Genomic DNA, 16,808 nt, shown 5'->3' with positions numbered 1-16,808 from the left:
ATGGCAGAGCCCGCCCTCGCTTTGGTGCAATCGTCTCCCTCGCCTGCGCGCGCGCAAATCGCGTTCGACAATGTCGCGCTGACCCTCGGCGGCAAGGCCATCATCGACACGATCAGCCTGGAGGTCGCGGCCGGCGAGATCCTGTGTGTGGTCGGCGCCTCCGGCTGCGGCAAGACCACGGCGCTGCGGCTCGCGGCCGGGCTGTATCAGCCAACCGGCGGCAGCGTGCGCTTCGAGGGCGAGCCGATGCGCGCGCCCCGCCGCGAGATCGCGGTCGTATTCCAGGACTACGGCAAGGCGCTGCTGCCATGGCGCACCGCAGCCGGCAACATCTCGCTGGCGCTCGAGACCATCGGCATGCGCGCGCATCAGCGCGAGGCGCGCGCTGCCGAGCTGCTGGCCAAGGTCGGGCTCGCCGGGCATGCCGCCAAATATCCGACGGAGATGTCCGGCGGCATGCAGCAGCGGCTGCAGATCGCGCGCTGCCTCGCCCAGGATCCAAAAGTGCTGCTGATGGACGAACCGTTCGGCGCGCTCGACGCGATGACGCGGCAGGGCCTGCAGGACGAGATGCTGGCGCTGGTCGCCTCGACCGGCGCCACCGTCGTGTTCGTCACGCATGATCTGGAAGAAGCGATCTATCTCGGCGACCGCGTCGTCGGCCTGCTGCCGCATCCCGGCCGCGTCGGCCTGGAGTTGACCATCGACCTGCCGCGGCCGCGCGACCAGCTGGCGACGCGCGAGCAGCCGGAATTCCTGCGGCTGCGCCGCGCGCTGTTCGACTTCATCAAGGCGAGCGAGTGAGCATGCCGGAGCGCGTCAAGCCGCTGCTGCTGCCGCTCGCAGCATTGCTCGCATTCGAGGCCTGGATGCGACTTGCGGCGGTGCAGAGCGATTCGCTGGCGCCGCCGAGCGCGGTCGCGCTTGCGCTTGCGGGCGCGCTGACCGACGGCTCGCTGCTGACGGCGACGCGCGACACGCTGGCCTCGGCATTTGCCGGGCTCGCGCTCGGCGGCGCCATCGGACTCATGCTCGGCCTCGCGCTCGGCCTCTCGCACATCCTCGACCGGCTGATGGAGGTCACGATCGAGGCGGTCAGGCCGATCCCGTCGGTGGCGCTGCTGCCGATCGCGCTGATCGCGCTCGGCTTCGGCTACCGCATGGAGATCACGATCGTCAGCTTCGCCTGCGTCTGGCCGGTGCTGATCATGACACGCTCCGCGGTCGGCGGCATCGAGCCGCGGCTGATCGAGGTGGCGCGCGTGCTGCGGCTGACGCAGCTCGACCGCATCAGGAAGATCGTCATTCCCGCCGCCCTGCCCCGCATCTTTCTCGCCTTCCGGCTCGCCGCCGGCATCGCGCTGATCGTCGCCGTCACGGTGGAGATCGCGATCAACCCGCTCGGCCTCGGCGCCGGCATCATGACCGCGCAGCAGGCGCTGCGGCCGGACCTGATGCTGGCCTATCTGGTGTGGATCGGCGTCACCGGCTTCGTGCTCAACACCGCTCTGATGGCCGCGCAGACGACGCTGTTCGGCCGTGCGGCCCTGATCGGAGACGGCGCATGAAATGGTCGGTCCTCGGATGGCGCCTTGCCAGCTTCGCCGTCGCCGCAGGATTGATCACGCTGTGGCAATTCGCGGCCGATCAGCGCCTGATATCGCCGGTGTTTCTGCCCGGTCCCGATCGCGCCTGGGCCTCGCTGATGCGCGGCTTCACTTCCGGCGATCTGCTGACGAAGCTCGCGGGCACCCTGACGCACATGGCCTATGGCTGGCTGCTCGCCTCGATCGTGGGCGTCGCGCTCGGTGCGATGATCGGCTCATCCAAGACGATGCGCGCCTATGTCGCGCCGACCCTGGAGCTGCTGCGGCCGCTGCCGGTCTCGGCCATCATTCCGGTCGCCATCGCCGCGCTCGGCCTGAGCCAGGGCATGGCGCTGGCCGTGATCGCGTTCGGCTCGCTATGGCCGATGCTGCTCGGGACCATCCACGGCTTCGCCGCGGTCGAGCCGCGGCTCTACGAGGTCGCGCGAGTGCTGCATATGTCGCGGCTCGCTGTCATCTTCAAGATCGCGCTGCCGTCGGCGGCCCCCGACATTCTCGCCGGCATGCGGCTGAGCCTGACCGTCGCTCTGATCCTCGCCGTCGTCTGCGAGATGCTCGCCGGACTCGACGGCCTCGGCCAATGGGTGCTGCTATCGGCGCGCTCGTTCCGCTCCGCCGACCTGTTCGCCGGCGTGATGCTGCTCGGCGTGATCGGCTACGTCACCGCGCTCGCGATGGACGCGGCGGAAAGCCGGCTGCTGCGCTGGCAGGCCGCGCGACGATAACTCAACGCGCGAGGCCGGCGACGCGGCCGAGCGCAACGGCGGTCAGCAGGCCGTTGCCGGACAGATAGCCCGAGGCATCGGCGCCAGAGACGCCACAGGCGGCGCCGCCGGCGGCGAACACATTATCGATTGCGCTTCCATCCTTGCGGACGACGCGCGCGCGATCGTCGATGACGAGGCCGCCTTGCGTGTGGAACAGCGCGCCGGTGACTTTCACCGCGCGATAGGGCGGCATGAGTTGCGGCACGCCGGCAAAGCTGCGGCCGAAGCGGTCGGCGCGCTGCTGTGCCTTGGCCTCGTTCACATCAGCGCATGTCGCGGCAAGGACAGCGGCCGGCACGCGCATCGCTGCTGCAAGGCTCGCGACATCGTCGGCCTCGAGCACCGCGCCGTGCGCGACGGCATTGCGAAAATCCTCGAACTGCGCGGCAATGCCGGCGATGCGCGTATCGAAAATGGTCCAGGCGACGCCGTCCGGCTGCGCGAGCACGTTGGCCGCCTGCTCGGAATAGCCCGAGGCCTCGTTGGAGAAGCGCTCGCCCCGCACATTCACCTGGAAGCCGCCTTCGGCGATCGTCGCCCAGCTGATGAGAATGCCGGCGGGATGCGCGACGGAGCCGTGGCCCTGATGGCCGCCGAGATGGCACGTCGCGGCGCCGAGCTGCTCGCCCCAAAACAAGCGCATCGCCTTGGTTGCCGACGTGGCCGAAATAGGTCGCGCTCGCCATGTCAGGAATGTACCGGGCGACCAGCGCCGGATTGCCGCCATAGCCGCTGCAGGCGAGGATCAGGCGGCGACACCCGATCTCGTCGGCGGCGCCGTCGGGCCTCGTGAAGCGCACGCCAATGATCCGCTGCTCATCATCGACCAGCAAGGTCGTCGCATGCGCGTCGCAGAGGATGTCGATGCCGGTGGTCTCGGCCGCGGCGCGCAGCCGATCGATCAGCTCGCGCCCGGCGCGGCTCGGCAGGCCGTGCATGCGAAAGCGCGAATGGCCGGGATAGGTGAAATTGTCGACCAGCGAGAACGGCAGCTGATGCCGGTCCGCGAGCCATTCGAGCGTCGGGCCGATCGTGGTCGTCACGAGCCTCACCAGCGCGGCATCCGGCTCATCATGCGCCTTGTGCATGATGTCCGCGGCGAAGCGCGAGGGGCTGTCGTCGATATCGAGCGCTTCCTGCCAGCGCGTGCCGGCCGCTGGAATGAGCCCGGCTGACAGCGCCGTCGAGCCCTGCGGCACCGCATCGCGCTCCAGCACCAGGACGCTCTCGCCGTTCTCGGTTGCCGACAGCGCTGCAACGAGCCCCGCCGCGCCAGCACCGATGATCAGACAGTCGACGACGAACTCCGGCGCGCGGTCGGTGGTCTCGACCGAACTCATGACGCCGCCAGCTCCGTGATCGCCTCCGTGATCGACGTGACGCGGCACACCGGCTTGAGCGCCGCGATCGCGGTCGCATGCGTCTCCGCGGTGAAGGCTGCGCAGCCGTCTTCGAGAACCACCGTCTCGAGATCGCGGATATGCGCATCGCGCACCGTGGAGGCCACACCGCCATTGGTGACGATGCCGGCGACATACAGCTTCTCGATGCCGCATTTGCGCAGCACCCATTCCAGCCGCGTCATGTAGAACGCGGAGTACGCGATCTTCTCGATCGTGACGTCGGCGGGCTGCAGCAGGTCGACGAGCTGATGCCCCCACGCGCCCGGCTGAAAGTCGCCCTTGGCGAGGAACGGCCGCAGCTGCTTCAAATGCGGCGAGATCAGCGGCTCGCCGCCCTTGCCCGGTACAAGCGTGAACTGCGTCGAGATCACGAAGCCGCCCTTGCTCCGCATCAGGTCCGCGAACGGCTTGAGCCGTGGCGGCAGCGCGGCGATGGCGTCCGCCGTCTGTCCGGCGCGGCCGTAGGCGCCTTTCGGATCGAGGAAATCGTTCTGCAGATCGACGATCAGCAGCGCGCTTTGCGCCGCCGGAATGCTGTGATCGCTCATATCCGCTCCACGATGACGTTGCCGAACTGGTCCACCCGCGCCTTGAAGCCGGGCGCAATCACCGTCGTCGCGTCCGGCTGCTCCAGGATCGCGGGCCCCGCGATATCGCTGCCGACCGGCAGATCGAGCCGGGCGTAGATGGCGGTGGTCCACCATCTGCCGTCGAACCAGACGTCGCGGCTGCCGAGCCTGGCCTTGACGAGATCGGCCCCGGCATCGGGCGCAAGCGTCGCAAGGTCGAAGCGCGGACGCACGCCGATGGCGGCCGTGCGCAGGTTCACGATCTTGATCGGCACGCCCGGCAAGAGCCGGCTGAAGCTCTTTTGGTACGCGGTCTCGAACGCCTTGCGCACATCCTCGACCGTGAGCGCGATGGCGCCGTCACGGATCTCCGCCGGCAAGGTGGCGCGGATGGTGTGGGTCTGGCCGACATAATGCATGTCGAGCTCGAACAACGTGTCGATGCGCTCGACCGCGAGCCGCGCGTCCTTGACCACGCCCTGCGCGTGTTCGGCTTCGGACTGCATCCAGCGCGTCAGCGCCGCGATGTCGAGGCCGTCGACGAACATGTTGAGCGTCTGCACCTGGTCGTGGCGGATATCCGCGATGACACAGCCCAGCGCCGAGGTGACGCCGGGATAGCGCGGCACCAGCGCCGCCTTCAGGCCGACATCCTTGATCAGCGCCGAGACGTGCAGCGCGCCGCCGCCGCCGAACGGCACCGCCGCGAAGCGCGCCGGATCATGGCCGCGCTCGATCGACATCAGCCGGATGGCGCCGGCCATCTTGCTGTCGGCGATACGCACGATCGCTTCTGCCGCTTCCATCGTGCCGAGGCCCAGGGGCTCGCCGACATGCCTGGCGATGGCGCGCTTGGCCGCCTCGACGTCGAGCGCCTTGAGCTTGCCGCCGATCGGCCTGTCGGCATTGATGCGGCCGAGCACGACGTTCGCATCGGTGAGCGTCGGCCGCTCATTGCCGCCGCCATAGCAGACGGGACCTGGACGCGAGCCGGCGCTCTCCGGGCCGACCTGCAGCAGGCCGCCGGCATCGACATGGGCGATCGAGCCGCCGCCGGCGCCGATCGTCGTGATCTCGATCATCGGCGTGCGCACGACGAGGCCGAAGTCGATCGTGGTCTGCGCCGCCAACGATGTCGCGCCGTCGACCACCAGCGACACGTCGAACGAGGTGCCGCCGAGATCGCCGGTGATGACGTTGGGGAAGCCGGCGGCTTTGGCGATCTCCGCCGCAGCGATGACGCCGGCCGCAGGACCGGACAATGCGGTGCGGATCGGGAAGCGCCGCGCCGCATCGGTCGACATTACGCCGCCATTGGACTGCACGATGTGGAAGCGGCCGTCGAACGCTTCGCCCGCCAGCGCGTTCTGCAGCTTCTGCAAATACGAGCCGACCACCGGCTGCAGATAGGCATTGAGCGCAGTCGTTGAGGTCCGCTCGAACTCGCGGATCTCAGGCAGGATCTGGCTGGAGCAGGCGACATTGTCGTTCGGCCAGATCGCCTGCACGGCTTCGAGCGCGCGGCGCTCATTGTCCGGATTGGCGAAGGCGTTGACGAACACGATCGCCAGCGCCTGCGCGCCTTTCGCCAACAGCTCGCGCGCCGTCGCCGTGACCTGCGCGACATCGAGGGCGGTGCGGATGGTGCCGTCGGACAGCACGCGCTCGTCGACCTCGGCGCGCATGTCGCGCTCGACGACGGGGATGAAATCGCCCCACAGGCCCCAGGTGTTGCGGCGGTCGCGGCGGCGCATCTCCAAGACGTCGCGGAAGCCACGCGTCGTGATCAGGCCGATGCGCGCGCCCTTGCGCTCCAGCAGCGCATTGGTGCCGACGGTCGTGCCGTGCACGATCGAGGTGAGATGCGAGACCGCGCCGAAGCCTTGCAGGCCCTCGAGGAAGCCGACCGCCTCGTCGCCGCGATTCGACGGCACCTTGTTGGTGCGGAAGCTGCGCTTCGCCTCGTCGAAGTAGAAGAGATCGGTGAAGGTGCCGCCGACGTCGACGCCGACGATGGTGCCGAGCTTGCTCATGCCGCACCTCCCGCGCGAAGCTCGCGCGTCGCAGCATCATCGACTGCGCCATCGGCTGCCACGGCCACCTTGTAGACCTCGCGCGCCTGCGCATGTGAGACGAAGCCGAGCGCGACATCATGGGCGACGGCCGCAACCGGCCGCGCCTCCGGCGGCCCCCAGCCGCCGCCTCCTGGCGTTTCGAGACGGACGCGCTTGCCGGCCTTGAGATGCAAATCGGTGATCTTGGAGACCATCGGCGGGCCCGCTTCGCCATCAGCAGTCTGCCACGTGAAGCGGTTGAGCGCCGCGCTGCCGCCGCCGGCCACGCCGAACGGCGCCGCCTTGCCGCGCTCGCCGAGCAGCGCGACATCGGCGTCGGCCAGCAGTTCGACCTCGTAGACCGCGCCGACGCCGCCGCGATGCGTGCCGGCGCCGGCGGAATCCGGGCGCAACGCCCATTGCGTGAACATCACGGGATAGGCCGCTTCGAGAATCTCCACCGGCGGGATGGTCGCGGTCGAGATCGGATTGTTGGCGTGGTTGAGGCCGTCGGTCGCCGGATTGCCGCCGAGGCCGCCGCCGAAGAACGAGAACATCACGAAGCGGCTGTTGTCCTTGCGATGGCCGGCGATCGACAGCGCGTTGATGGTGCCGAACGGCGCGGCGGTGGCGCGCGACGGATCGGCCTTGGCGAGCGCGCCGAGCACGACGCCGATCAGGCGCAGGATGGTCTCGGTATAACCCGCGACCGGCTTGGGCGGCCCGGCCGCCAGCAGCGAGCCGTCGATGATCGCAAAGCTGATCGGCCGGAGACAGCCGGCATTGGCGGGCACCTCGGTGAAGACGTGCTTGAGCGCGACGTAGCAGGCCGCGATCGTGGTCGAGCGCGAGATGTTGATCGGGCCCTTGCAGGCGCCGGACGAACGCGTGAAGTCGAGCGTGAGCGTATCGCCGGCAATGGTGACGTCGAGCGCCACCGTCAGCGGCTCGTCGACGATGCCGTCATTGTCGAGCACGTCCTCGAACGAATAGACGCCGTCGGGCAGCGAAGCGATCGCAGCGCGCATCAGGGTCTCGGCGCGGTCGGAGAACGCCTCGAACGCATCGGACACGGTGGTGTCGCCGTAATCGTCGAGCAGTGCGCGCAGGCGGCGCTCGCCGAGATCGAGCGCATTGAGCTGGCCGTTGAGGTCGCCCCAGTTCGACATCGGCACGCGCGAATTGGCCTCGATGATGCCGAGGATGTCGTGGTTCATTCGCCCCGCGGCGATCAGCTTGACCGGCGGAATGCGCATGCCTTCCTGAAAACTCTCGACCGCCTTCGGATTGTAGCCGCCGGCGACGTTGCCGCCGATGTCGAGCCAGTGGCCGACCGAGGCGATCCAGCAGAATACACGGCCGTCGCGGAACACCGGACGGACCAGACGAAAGTCGTTCAGATGCGTGCCGCCGTCATAGGGATCGTTGAAGATGAAGGTGTCGCCCTCTTCGAGGCCGCCGTCCTTCTCGACCTTGGCGATGACGGCGCGCACGGCGAAGGCCATCGCGCCGACGAAGATCGGCAAACCACCCTGCCCCTGCACCAGCGTATCGCCCGTGGTCGCATGGTAGATGCCATGGCAGGCGTCGCGCGCCTCGGCGATGGTCGGATTGAAGGCCGAGCGATACAGCGTCGCGTCCATCTCATCGGCGATCTGCTCCAGCCGCCCCTTCAGCACGGCGAGCGTGATCGGATCCAGCGTCGTCATGCCCGCGTCCCCTCATCGTCAGCCGCGTAACGGGCGCCGTTCGCCAGGATGTCGGCCGTGCCGAGCATCGCGTTGAGGCCAGTGAAATCGAGCATGCGGTCAGCAAACGGCTTGGTCGAGCCGGCCTGCGCCAACGATGTGTAATAGGCTCGCGCCGAGAACGCGAGCGCGCGCACGATGCCGCCGGGGAAGATGACGAGCTTGAAGCCGAGTGCGCCGAGTTCGGCCGCAGCATGGATCGGAGTCGAGCCGCCTTCGACCATGTTGGCGAGCAGCGGCCGCTTCGACGCCAGCCGTCCGGCGATGGCCGACAACTGCTCGCTGCTCTTCGGCGCCTCGACGAACAGCACGTCGGCGCCTGCCTCGGCGTAGCGCTCGGCGCGCGCGATCGCGGCCTCCATGCCCTCGATCGCCAGCGCGTCGGTGCGGGCGATGATCAAGGTTTCGGACGATTGGCGCGCGTCGAGCGCGGCCTTGATCTTGCCGACCATCTCGCCCGTGCTGATCACGGTCTTGTCGGTCAGATGGCCGCAGCGCTTCGGCGTGGTCTGGTCTTCGAGCTGGATCGCGGAGGCGCCCATGCGCTCGAACAACCGGATCGTCCGCTGCACATTCAGCGCATTGCCGAAGCCGGTGTCGCCGTCGACGACGAGCGGAGTATCAACGCGGTCGCGGATCATCGCGATGGTGTCGGCAACCTCCATCATCGACACCAGGCCGATGTCGGGACGGCCGAGCTTCGTATAGGCGATGCCGGCGCCGGTCAGGTACAGCGCCTTGAAGCCGGCCTCGGCGGCGATGCTCGCGGTCAGCGCGTCATAGACGCCGGGCGCGATCGTCGTCTCGGCTGATGCCAGAGTGGATCTCAGGCTCATTGTCGTGTCCTTGTCGTTCTCAAGTTTGGCCGATGCACCGATCTCTAGAGACCGAGATAGGCGCGCTTCAGCTCGGCATTGGAATTCAGCTCGGAAGCCGGTCCGGAGAGCGTGATGATGCCGTTCTCCATGATGTAGGCGCGACCCGCGAGTTCGAGCGACTGCACCACGTTCTGCTCGACCAGCATGATGGCGAGGCCGGAGGCCGCGAGCCGCGCGATCAGCGCGAACATCTCCTCCACCATCAGCGGCGACAGACCGAGCGACGGCTCGTCGAGGATGAGCAGCTTCGGTTCGCCCATCAGGCCGCGGCCGATCGCCAACATCTGCTGCTCGCCGCCGGACAGCGTGCCGGCATATTGCCGCGCGCGCTGCTTCAGCTTCGGGAACGTCGCGTAGATCTGCTCGATGCGCTCGGCGCGGCCGCGGCGTGGGCGGCAATAGGCGCCGAGTTCGAGGTTCTCGCGCACCGACAGATTGGGGAAGATCTTGCGGCCCTCGGGCACGTGGATCAGTCCGGCCGTGACGATCGCGGGCGCAGCCTCGTGCTCCAGCGCCGCGCCGTTGAAACGGATCGTGCCAGATGTCGCGGGCACCACGCCCGAGAGCACCTTGTTCAAGGTGGTCTTCCCGACACCGTTGGAGCCGAGCACGGCGACAACCTCGCCGGCTTTGACGTCCAGGCTGACGCCGCGCAGCACTTCGGTAGCGCCATAGCCGGCACGGAGATCGCGGACCTCAAGCATGGGACCGCTCCGCGCGTAGCCGCTCCGCCGCACCATGGCCGAGATAGGCCTCGATCACCTGCGGATCCTCGCAGACCACCCGCGGCTCGCCCTGCGCGATCATGCGGCCCTGCGACAGCACATAAACGGTATCGCAGAGATTCATCACCGCCTGCATGATGTGCTCGATCATCAGGATGGTTACGCCCTGGTCGCGGATGTCGCGCACCAGCGGCAGCACGTCGCGGATTTCCGAGGGATTGAGGCCCGCCAGCACCTCGTCGAGCAGCAGCAGCTTCGGCTTGGTCGCGAGCGCACGCGCCACTTCGAGACGCTTGCGGCCGGCGACCGTGAGATCGGACGACGCCTTCGCAAGATCGGCGCCGAGGCCGACGCGATTGGCGATGCCGGCCGCCTGCGCCATCGCCTCCTTGGCGTCGGGCGTGTGCAGATAGGCGCCGACCGCGATGTTCTCCTGCACGTTCAGGCCCTCGAACGGCTGCACGATCTGGAAGGTGCGTGCGATGCCACCGCGCGCCCGGACATGCGGGGCAAGCTGCGTGATGTCGCGGCCGTCATAGCTGACCGAACCACCATCGGGCTGCAGGAAGCCGGCGACCATCGCGAACAGCGTGGTCTTGCCGGCGCCGTTCGGGCCGATCAGGCCGGTGATCGAGCCCTTGGCGACCGAGAGCGACGCCTGATCGACCGCGACGAGGCCGGAGAAGCGCTTGGTGAGGGACTTCACCTCGAGCATCACGCCTCCTTCGCCTTCGGCGCACGCAGGCCGAGACTCTTCATCAGCATGACCAGGCCGTTCGGCGAGAACGCCACCGATAGCACCAGGATGACGCCGAACACGAGGAGGTCCATGCCGGGAATGCCGCCGGACACGCTCTTGGTGAGTTCGCCGAGGCCCAGCAGCACGATCGCGCCGAGTAGCGGACCGAGCACTGTTCCGGAGCCGCCGACGATGGCCGCGAACAGCGCCTCGATCGATATCCACGAGCCGAAGGCGACATTGGCGTCGATGAACAGATAGTTCTGCGCATACAAACAACCAGCAGCCGCGGTCAGCGCGCCGGAGATCGCGATCGCCTTCATCTTGACCGCGAACACGTCGACGCCGAGCGCCTGCGCCGCCTGCTCGTTCTCGCGCAGGGCGACGAGATAGGCGCCGAAGCGCGAATGCTCGAGCCACCAGCTGACCAGCAGGCCGATCGCGACGAAGCCGAGTGCGATCAGCAGGAAATAGCGACGATCTGCGAATTGCAGATATGGCAGGCCGGTCTGCAGCTTGATGAGAATGCCGGCGGCGCCGCCGGTGAAATTCCAACTGTTGGCCAGGATGCGCGCGACTTCGGCAAAGGCCAAGGTGATCAGCGCGAAGTACGAACCTTTCAAGCCGGAGCGGAAGCTGAGAAAGCCGATGGCAGCACCGACCAGCGCGCCGAGCGCGATGCCGATCACCAGCGCGATCCAGGCATTTACGCCGAAGCGGGTCTGCAGCACCGCCATGGCGTAGGCGCCGGCACCGAAGAACGCGGCGTGGCCGAACGACGACAGGCCGACATAGCCGCCGAGAATGTTCCAGCCCTGTGCCGCGAGGGCAATGATCATCATGAAGATCATGAGGTTCAGCAACGCGCCGGACAGCCCGGTGAAGGCGATCGCAGCCAGCACCGCGACGATGATCGCGAGCGTCGACAGGCGGGGCTTCGTCATGCGCGCGCTCCGAACAGGCCGGTCGGGCGCACCAGCAAAGTGACGATGAAGATCAGGAAGATGCCGATCTGGCCGAGGCTGTCGCCAAGGAACAGGCTGGACGCTGCCTCGACGACGCCGATCAGGAGTCCGCCGATCAGCGCACCGGGGATCGAGCCCATGCCGCCGAGCACGACGATGGTGAAGGCGACCAGCACGAACGCCGCGCCGGTTTTCGGGCTGACATAGAACGACGGCATCAGGAGGCCGGCCGCGACCGCCAGGCAGGCGCAGCCGATCGCAAACGTCATGGCGTAGACGTGCGGCACGCTTATGCCGACCAGGCTGGCGCCGAGCTTCTCCTTCGCCACCGCGCGAATGGCCTTGCCGATATCGGTCTGGTGCAGCACCAGCCACAGCAGCAGCGTCGTGGCGATGGTGACGCCGAAGCCTATCACGCGCGGGAACGACAGCAGCAGCGGTCCGAGCTCGACGACGCGGAACGAGTAGTCGGTGGTGATCGTGCGGGTGTCCGACTGGAAGGCGGCGAGCAGTGCGTTCTCGATGATGATCGACAGCCCCAGGGTGACGAGCAGGATGCCGTTGTCCTTGCCGTGACTGGCCGGGCCGATGATGAAGCGCTGCAGGGCGTAGCCGAGCGCGAACATCGCCGGCGCGACAATGAGGATGGCGAGATAGGGATCGAGCCCGTAGCGCGCGCAGGCGAGCCACACCATGAACATCGCTACCGTCAGCAGCGCGCCGTGGGCGAAATTCACGATGTGCAGCACGCCGTAGATCAGGGTCAGGCCGAGCGCGATCAAGGCATAGATCGCCCCGAGCATCAGGCCGTTCAACAGCGCCTCCACGACGATCTGGGGCGAGTACATCACATCCTCTGGTTCAGCGGGCGCTGCACGCGATCCGCTTGGTACGCGACCTCATCGCCGCTTGCTCGGTCTTCGCCTCTCCCCGCGCGCGGGGAGAGGCCGGATTGCATCGACAGATGCAATCCGGGTGAGGGGGGCTCTCCGCACGGTCGGTGGGTGTGGCTGCCCCTCACCCCAACCCTCTCCCCGTGAAGAACGGGGAGAGGGAGCGCACCGCTCGTGGTGCGAACTGCTCGAACTCAGCAAACAGGAACAACTACAATCCAGCTACTGCGGGCTGTCCTTTCGAGTCCCTGCCCGATCACCCGTTGATCGGGAACACCGGCTTGGCGTCGGCGTACTCGGCCGGGTAGATCACCTTGATGTCCTTGCCCTGCACCTGGGTGTTCAGCGGCAGTGCGCTGGTGTTCTGGCCCTTGGCGTCGAACTTGGTCTTGCCGTAGGGCATGATGCCGCTGTCGAACTCGTTCGCTGCCAGGGCCTCGATGATCTTGGCGCGATCGGCGCTGCCGGCCTTCTCGACGGCTTGAGCGAACACCTTCATCAGCGAGTAGTTGATCGGCGTGTTGTAGGCGTAGAACTTGCCGGCGGCGGTCACGGTCTCGCGCAGCTTGGCGGTGATCGGGCTCTTGGGATCGCCCCAATGGTTGCAATCCATCACGCCCTGGGCGGCTTCCGGAAATTCGTTGACGAAGCGATAGCTGGAGGCGGCGCCACCGAACACGGCATAGATGCCCTTCGGGCGCACGCGCTGCTGCTGCAACGTGCGGGCCATCAGCACGAACTCGTTGAAGTAATGCGACGGCACGATCAGGTCGGGATTGAGCGCGCGCAGCCGCAGCACGACGTTGGTCATGTCGCGCGCCGGGGTCGGATGCGCGATCGTCTCGACGATCTGAAAGCCGAGCGGCGGCAGCTTCTCCTGCATGATCTTCGCGAGGCCCGAGCCGAACAGGCCATCCTCGTGCACGATCGCCACCGTCTTGATCGGCTTGCCCGCGTCGTCGTTGAGCTTGACCAGGTTCTTCAGCGCAACCGCGGTCGCCATGCTGAAGTTCGGATTGAAGCGGAAGGTGTTCTTCAGGCCGCGCTCGGTGATGGTATCGGCCACGGCGCAGTCGACGACGAACGGCAGGTCATAACGCGACGCGGTCTGCGTCGCCGTCAGCGCGATGCCGGAGGCAAAACCGCCGAGCACGGCGGCGACGCCGGCTGATTGCAGCTCCTCGGTCGCCTGCGCACCGGCCTCCGCGTTGGAGCGGCTGTCGCCGACGACGAGCTCGAGCTTGGCGCCGCCGAGCGCCTTGATGCCGCCGGCGTCGTTGATCTCCTTGATCGCGAACTCGGCGCCGATCTTGGCAAGGTCGCCGTCGAGCGCAAACGCTCCAGAGATCGGCTGCAACAAGCCAACCTTCACGGGCGCCGGCTCGGCGCGCAGCAGGCCGGGCGCCGCCAGCATGGAGGTGAGCGCGACACCGCTCTTGAGCACGGTGCGGCGTGACAGTGACTTGGAATGACGCGTCATGACTTCCCCACTTTCCTGACTGGCGGCCGCCGGCGCGGGCGCTCCCTGCGGTACACCTCGGCGGTCGGGCTCCAGTGCCGGTGCCCTTCGTCGCCCGTCCGTTCGAGGTTCATCTGCAATGTGTAACGGTCGGGCCGGTAGAGCGCCTGAAGGTGCTCCATCGGCTGTCCGGCCTTGTCGTAGACCGTGCGGCGCAAGGCCACGAGCGGCATGCCGACATCGATGTCGAGCGCCTCGGCCACATCGGGGCTCGACAGCACGGCGCTGATCTCCTGCCGCGCCGAGGCGCTGGTCAGCCCCGAGCGCTCGATCAGCTCGAGCAGCGGCATGCGCGCGAGATCCTCGCGCGAATAGTTGCGGCCGATTCGCTCAGGCACGTTGGCAATGAGATAGGAGAACGGCACGCCGTCGACGAGGCGGACACGCACCGAGCGCTGCGAGCGCTCATCGGGCGCGAGCCGCAGGGCCTCGCGAATCTGATCCGGCGGCGCGACATAATCGAACGAGAGCAAGCGCACGTCGGTCGTGCGCCCCATCTCGATCAGATGCGCGAACACGTTGGAAACGTCGGCAAGGACCGTGCGGACCTTGGACGCCGGACGATGCACGAAGGTGCCGAGCCCGCTCTTCTTCTGGATGAGGTCCTCGCCGGCGAGCAGGTCGAGCGCTTGACGGATGGTCACGCGGGAGACGTTGTGCTCTTCGGCAAGCGCGAATTCGCCGGGCAGCCGCTCGCCATCCGCAAGCTCGCCGGATGCGATCTTGTCCTTCAGCAGCAGGTAGATCCGTCGTGCCTTCAGTGGCTCGGACGCGGTGCGCAAGGCGGGAAGTCCCGTGGTGGCAGAGCTATCTTGCTTCCAATACAGTAGGTGTATAGAAAATATGACAGCTTCGGTCAACCGGCTCCATCGTCCGCGATCGAGGCAAGGATCAAGCCATGGGCGGCTTCTTCGGAGGATCACGCGATTTGTCGCAGCATCAGCCATATGCACAGGCGCTGACCCCGCTCGACGTCGGCAACCTGCGCTTCCGCAACCGCATCTTCGTCCCCGCGCACACCACCAATTTCGGGGAGCACCACCTGCCGAGCGCGCAGCACCTCGCCTACCATCGCGCCCGCGCACGCGGCGGCGTCGGCGCCATCATCTTCGAATCCATCCGCGTGCACGCCAATTCGCTCGGTCGGCCGCAAGCCGTCTGCGGCTTCGATCCCGCCTGCATCGATCCATTCCGCCGCATCACCGATGCGGTGAAGGCAGAAGGCGCCGTGATGCTCGGCCAGATCATCCATCTCGGACGCCAGGTCGAGGGCGATTTCGAGCGCACGGTCTCTTGGGGCGCCTCGCCCATCCCGTGGTCGATCTCAGCCCTGCCGCCGCGGCCGATGGACGAGTTCGACATGGAGCAGGTGATCGAGGGCCATCTCGTCACCGCGCGTAATCTCGTGGCGGCCGGCTTCGACGGCATCGAGCTGCAGATGGCGCATGGTCACCTGCTGCAGCAGTTCATGTCGCCGCTGTCGAACAAGCGCGACGATGATTACGGAGGTTCGCTGGAGAACCGGCTGCGCTTTCCGGCGCGCGTGCTCGCGGCATTGCGGGAGGAGCTTGGTGACAATTTCTGCCTGGGCATCCGCTTCAGCGGTGAGGAATATGCCGACGGCGGCCTCGGCATCGAGGAGGCCGAACGCATCGTGCCGATGCTCGCCAGGCAGGCGCGGGTCGATTTCGTCAACGTCTCGCATTCGGCCTATGTCGCGAGCTACTCGCTGGCGACGCAGATGGCCGACATGGCGTTCGATCCGGCACCGTTCCGCACCCTGCCCGCACGCATTCGCCATTCGCTGCGCGCGGATGGCTTCGAAACACCCGTGTTCGCGGTGTGCCGTTTTACGGGACTGGACGAGGCCGAAGCGATGATCGCCGGAGGCGATGCGGACGCTGTGGGCATGGCCCGCGCCCATCTCGCCGAGCCTGCGATCGTGCGCAAGTCGGTCGAGGGCCGCCTCAATGAAATCCGCCGCTGCATCGGCTGCAACCAGGGCTGCGCCGGCATGCTCGAGCGGAACCTGCCGATCCGCTGCCTGATCAATCCCATCGCCGGGCTGGAAGGACAGTTCGAGGAACCGGAGGCGCTGCCGCGGAAGGCGGCCCGTCGCATCCTCGTCGTCGGCGGCGGTCCGGCGGGGCTGGAGGCGGCGCGCGTGGCAGCGGCGCTTGGCCACGAGGTGACGCTGTGGGAGCGCAGCGATCAACTCGGCGGTCAGCTACGCACGGCGTGGCTGATGCCGAAGCGCGCGAGCTTCAGGGCGTTCGTGGAGCACCAGATCGCGGCCTTGATGCGCCTCGGCGTCACCATCGTTTTCAACAAGGATGCGGACGCCGCCACGATCGAGGCCTTCGGCGCCGACCGGATCGTGCTGGCGACGGGCTCAACGACCAGCGCCTTGCCCGTGGCGGGGAATGGCCCAGTGTTCACCCTGCCCGATGCGTTGCGCGCGCCGGAACAGCTCGGTTCCTCGGTCGCCGTGTTCGACCGCACCGGCGAATGGGGCACGTTGTCGGCGCTGGAGCACTTCGCCGACCTCGGCAAGGCCGTGACCCTGTTCGTGCCAGCGGCGAGCTACGCGTGGCGCACGACGGTCTACTCGACGCTCGCCAACAGCCGCCGTCTGCGCGAGCGCAAGGTGAGGATTGCCACCTTGCGCGCCGTGCGCTCGTATGACGGCGAAACGCTGGAGATCGAAGATCTCTCAACCGGACTTATCGAGCGCTTCACCGGCTTTTCGGCACTCGTTGCCGTCGATCACAACAGCACGGATCAGTCGCTCTATCTCGCCTTGCGGCGTGCCGGCACGCCAGTGATGCAGGTCGGCGACAACAACGCGCCGCGCACCGCGCTGGAGGCCGTCTATCAGGGCCACATGGCGGCGCGCGCCCCCTTCCCCCCGGCGCTGGGAATCACGACATGAAGGATCGCG

14 protein-coding genes and 1 pseudogene are annotated in these 16,808 nt (G+C 67.4%); 4 read left to right on the top strand and 11 right to left on the bottom strand.

Going from position 1 to position 16,808, the window contains the following annotated elements; all coding sequences use genetic code 11:
• Genes HL666_RS03035 through HL666_RS03025 form a run of 3 tightly spaced genes read left to right on the top strand, consistent with a single transcriptional unit; the run spans position 1 to position 2,332 of the window.
• Positions 1 to 804, top strand: a complete 804-nt coding sequence (locus HL666_RS03035; protein ID WP_172131798.1) for an ABC transporter ATP-binding protein — start codon at positions 1 to 3, stop codon at positions 802 to 804.
• Entirely contained in the window at positions 801 to 1,568 is a 768-nt protein-coding gene (locus tag HL666_RS03030) for an ABC transporter permease (RefSeq protein WP_172179820.1), read from the top strand. Before HL666_RS03035 ends, HL666_RS03030 begins: the two co-directional genes overlap by 4 nt.
• A complete protein-coding gene (locus HL666_RS03025; protein ID WP_172110880.1) occupies positions 1,565 to 2,332 on the top strand; it encodes an ABC transporter permease in 768 nt (255 codons plus the stop codon). The genes HL666_RS03030 and HL666_RS03025 overlap by 4 nt, the downstream gene beginning before the upstream one ends.
• A gap of 1 nt (position 2,333) precedes the next feature.
• Here the strand turns inward: HL666_RS03025 and HL666_RS03020 are convergent.
• The 11 genes and pseudogenes from HL666_RS03020 to HL666_RS02970 form a co-directional block, all read right to left on the bottom strand.
• A pseudogene (locus tag HL666_RS03020) lies at positions 2,334 to 3,714 on the bottom strand (FAD-dependent oxidoreductase).
• On the bottom strand, positions 3,711 to 4,325 hold the full coding sequence (locus tag HL666_RS03015) for a cysteine hydrolase family protein (protein ID WP_172179818.1): 615 nt from the start codon (positions 4,323 to 4,325) through the stop codon (positions 3,711 to 3,713). The pseudogene HL666_RS03020 and the gene HL666_RS03015 overlap by 4 nt, the downstream one beginning before the upstream one ends.
• Complete coding sequence (locus HL666_RS03010) at positions 4,322 to 6,379, bottom strand: hydantoinase/oxoprolinase family protein (RefSeq protein ID WP_172179816.1); 2,058 nt, start codon at positions 6,377 to 6,379, stop codon at positions 4,322 to 4,324. The genes HL666_RS03015 and HL666_RS03010 overlap by 4 nt, the downstream gene beginning before the upstream one ends.
• Entirely contained in the window at positions 6,376 to 8,109 is a 1,734-nt protein-coding gene (locus tag HL666_RS03005; protein WP_172179814.1) for a hydantoinase B/oxoprolinase family protein, read from the bottom strand. The genes HL666_RS03010 and HL666_RS03005 overlap by 4 nt, the downstream gene beginning before the upstream one ends.
• Positions 8,106 to 8,984 (bottom strand): isocitrate lyase/PEP mutase family protein, encoded by an 879-nt coding sequence (locus HL666_RS03000; RefSeq protein ID WP_172131792.1) that lies wholly within the window; start codon positions 8,982 to 8,984, stop codon positions 8,106 to 8,108. The genes HL666_RS03005 and HL666_RS03000 overlap by 4 nt, the downstream gene beginning before the upstream one ends.
• A 44-nt stretch (positions 8,985 to 9,028) precedes the next feature.
• Entirely contained in the window at positions 9,029 to 9,730 is a 702-nt protein-coding gene (locus HL666_RS02995; RefSeq protein WP_172110886.1) for an ABC transporter ATP-binding protein, read from the bottom strand.
• Positions 9,723 to 10,466 carry an ABC transporter ATP-binding protein gene (locus HL666_RS02990; protein ID WP_172131791.1) on the bottom strand — a complete coding sequence of 248 codons (744 nt, stop codon included), beginning with the start codon at positions 10,464 to 10,466 and terminating at the stop codon, positions 9,723 to 9,725. Before HL666_RS02990 ends, HL666_RS02995 begins: the two co-directional genes overlap by 8 nt.
• On the bottom strand, positions 10,466 to 11,434 hold the full coding sequence (locus tag HL666_RS02985; protein WP_172179812.1) for a branched-chain amino acid ABC transporter permease: 969 nt from the start codon (positions 11,432 to 11,434) through the stop codon (positions 10,466 to 10,468). The genes HL666_RS02990 and HL666_RS02985 overlap by 1 nt, the downstream gene beginning before the upstream one ends.
• Positions 11,431 to 12,303 (bottom strand): branched-chain amino acid ABC transporter permease, encoded by an 873-nt coding sequence (locus tag HL666_RS02980; RefSeq protein WP_172110889.1) that lies wholly within the window; start codon positions 12,301 to 12,303, stop codon positions 11,431 to 11,433. The genes HL666_RS02985 and HL666_RS02980 overlap by 4 nt, the downstream gene beginning before the upstream one ends.
• A 301-nt stretch (positions 12,304 to 12,604) precedes the next feature.
• Positions 12,605 to 13,828, bottom strand: a complete 1,224-nt coding sequence (locus tag HL666_RS02975) for an ABC transporter substrate-binding protein (protein ID WP_172110890.1) — start codon at positions 13,826 to 13,828, stop codon at positions 12,605 to 12,607.
• Complete coding sequence (locus tag HL666_RS02970; RefSeq protein ID WP_172111279.1) at positions 13,825 to 14,649, bottom strand: GntR family transcriptional regulator; 825 nt, start codon at positions 14,647 to 14,649, stop codon at positions 13,825 to 13,827. The genes HL666_RS02975 and HL666_RS02970 overlap by 4 nt, the downstream gene beginning before the upstream one ends.
• Before the next feature lie 116 nt (positions 14,650 to 14,765).
• Between HL666_RS02970 and HL666_RS02965 the strand changes: the two genes are divergently transcribed.
• Positions 14,766 to 16,799 carry an oxidoreductase gene (locus HL666_RS02965; protein ID WP_246741430.1) on the top strand — a complete coding sequence of 678 codons (2,034 nt, stop codon included), beginning with the start codon at positions 14,766 to 14,768 and terminating at the stop codon, positions 16,797 to 16,799.
• Positions 16,800 to 16,808 lie beyond the last annotated feature (9 nt).

This window comes from Bradyrhizobium aeschynomenes (genome assembly GCF_013178945.1).
GTDB lineage: Bacteria > Pseudomonadota > Alphaproteobacteria > Rhizobiales > Xanthobacteraceae > Bradyrhizobium > Bradyrhizobium aeschynomenes.
The sequence above is the reverse complement of the archived record's forward strand: the minus strand, read 5'-3'. Positions and strand labels throughout refer to the sequence as shown.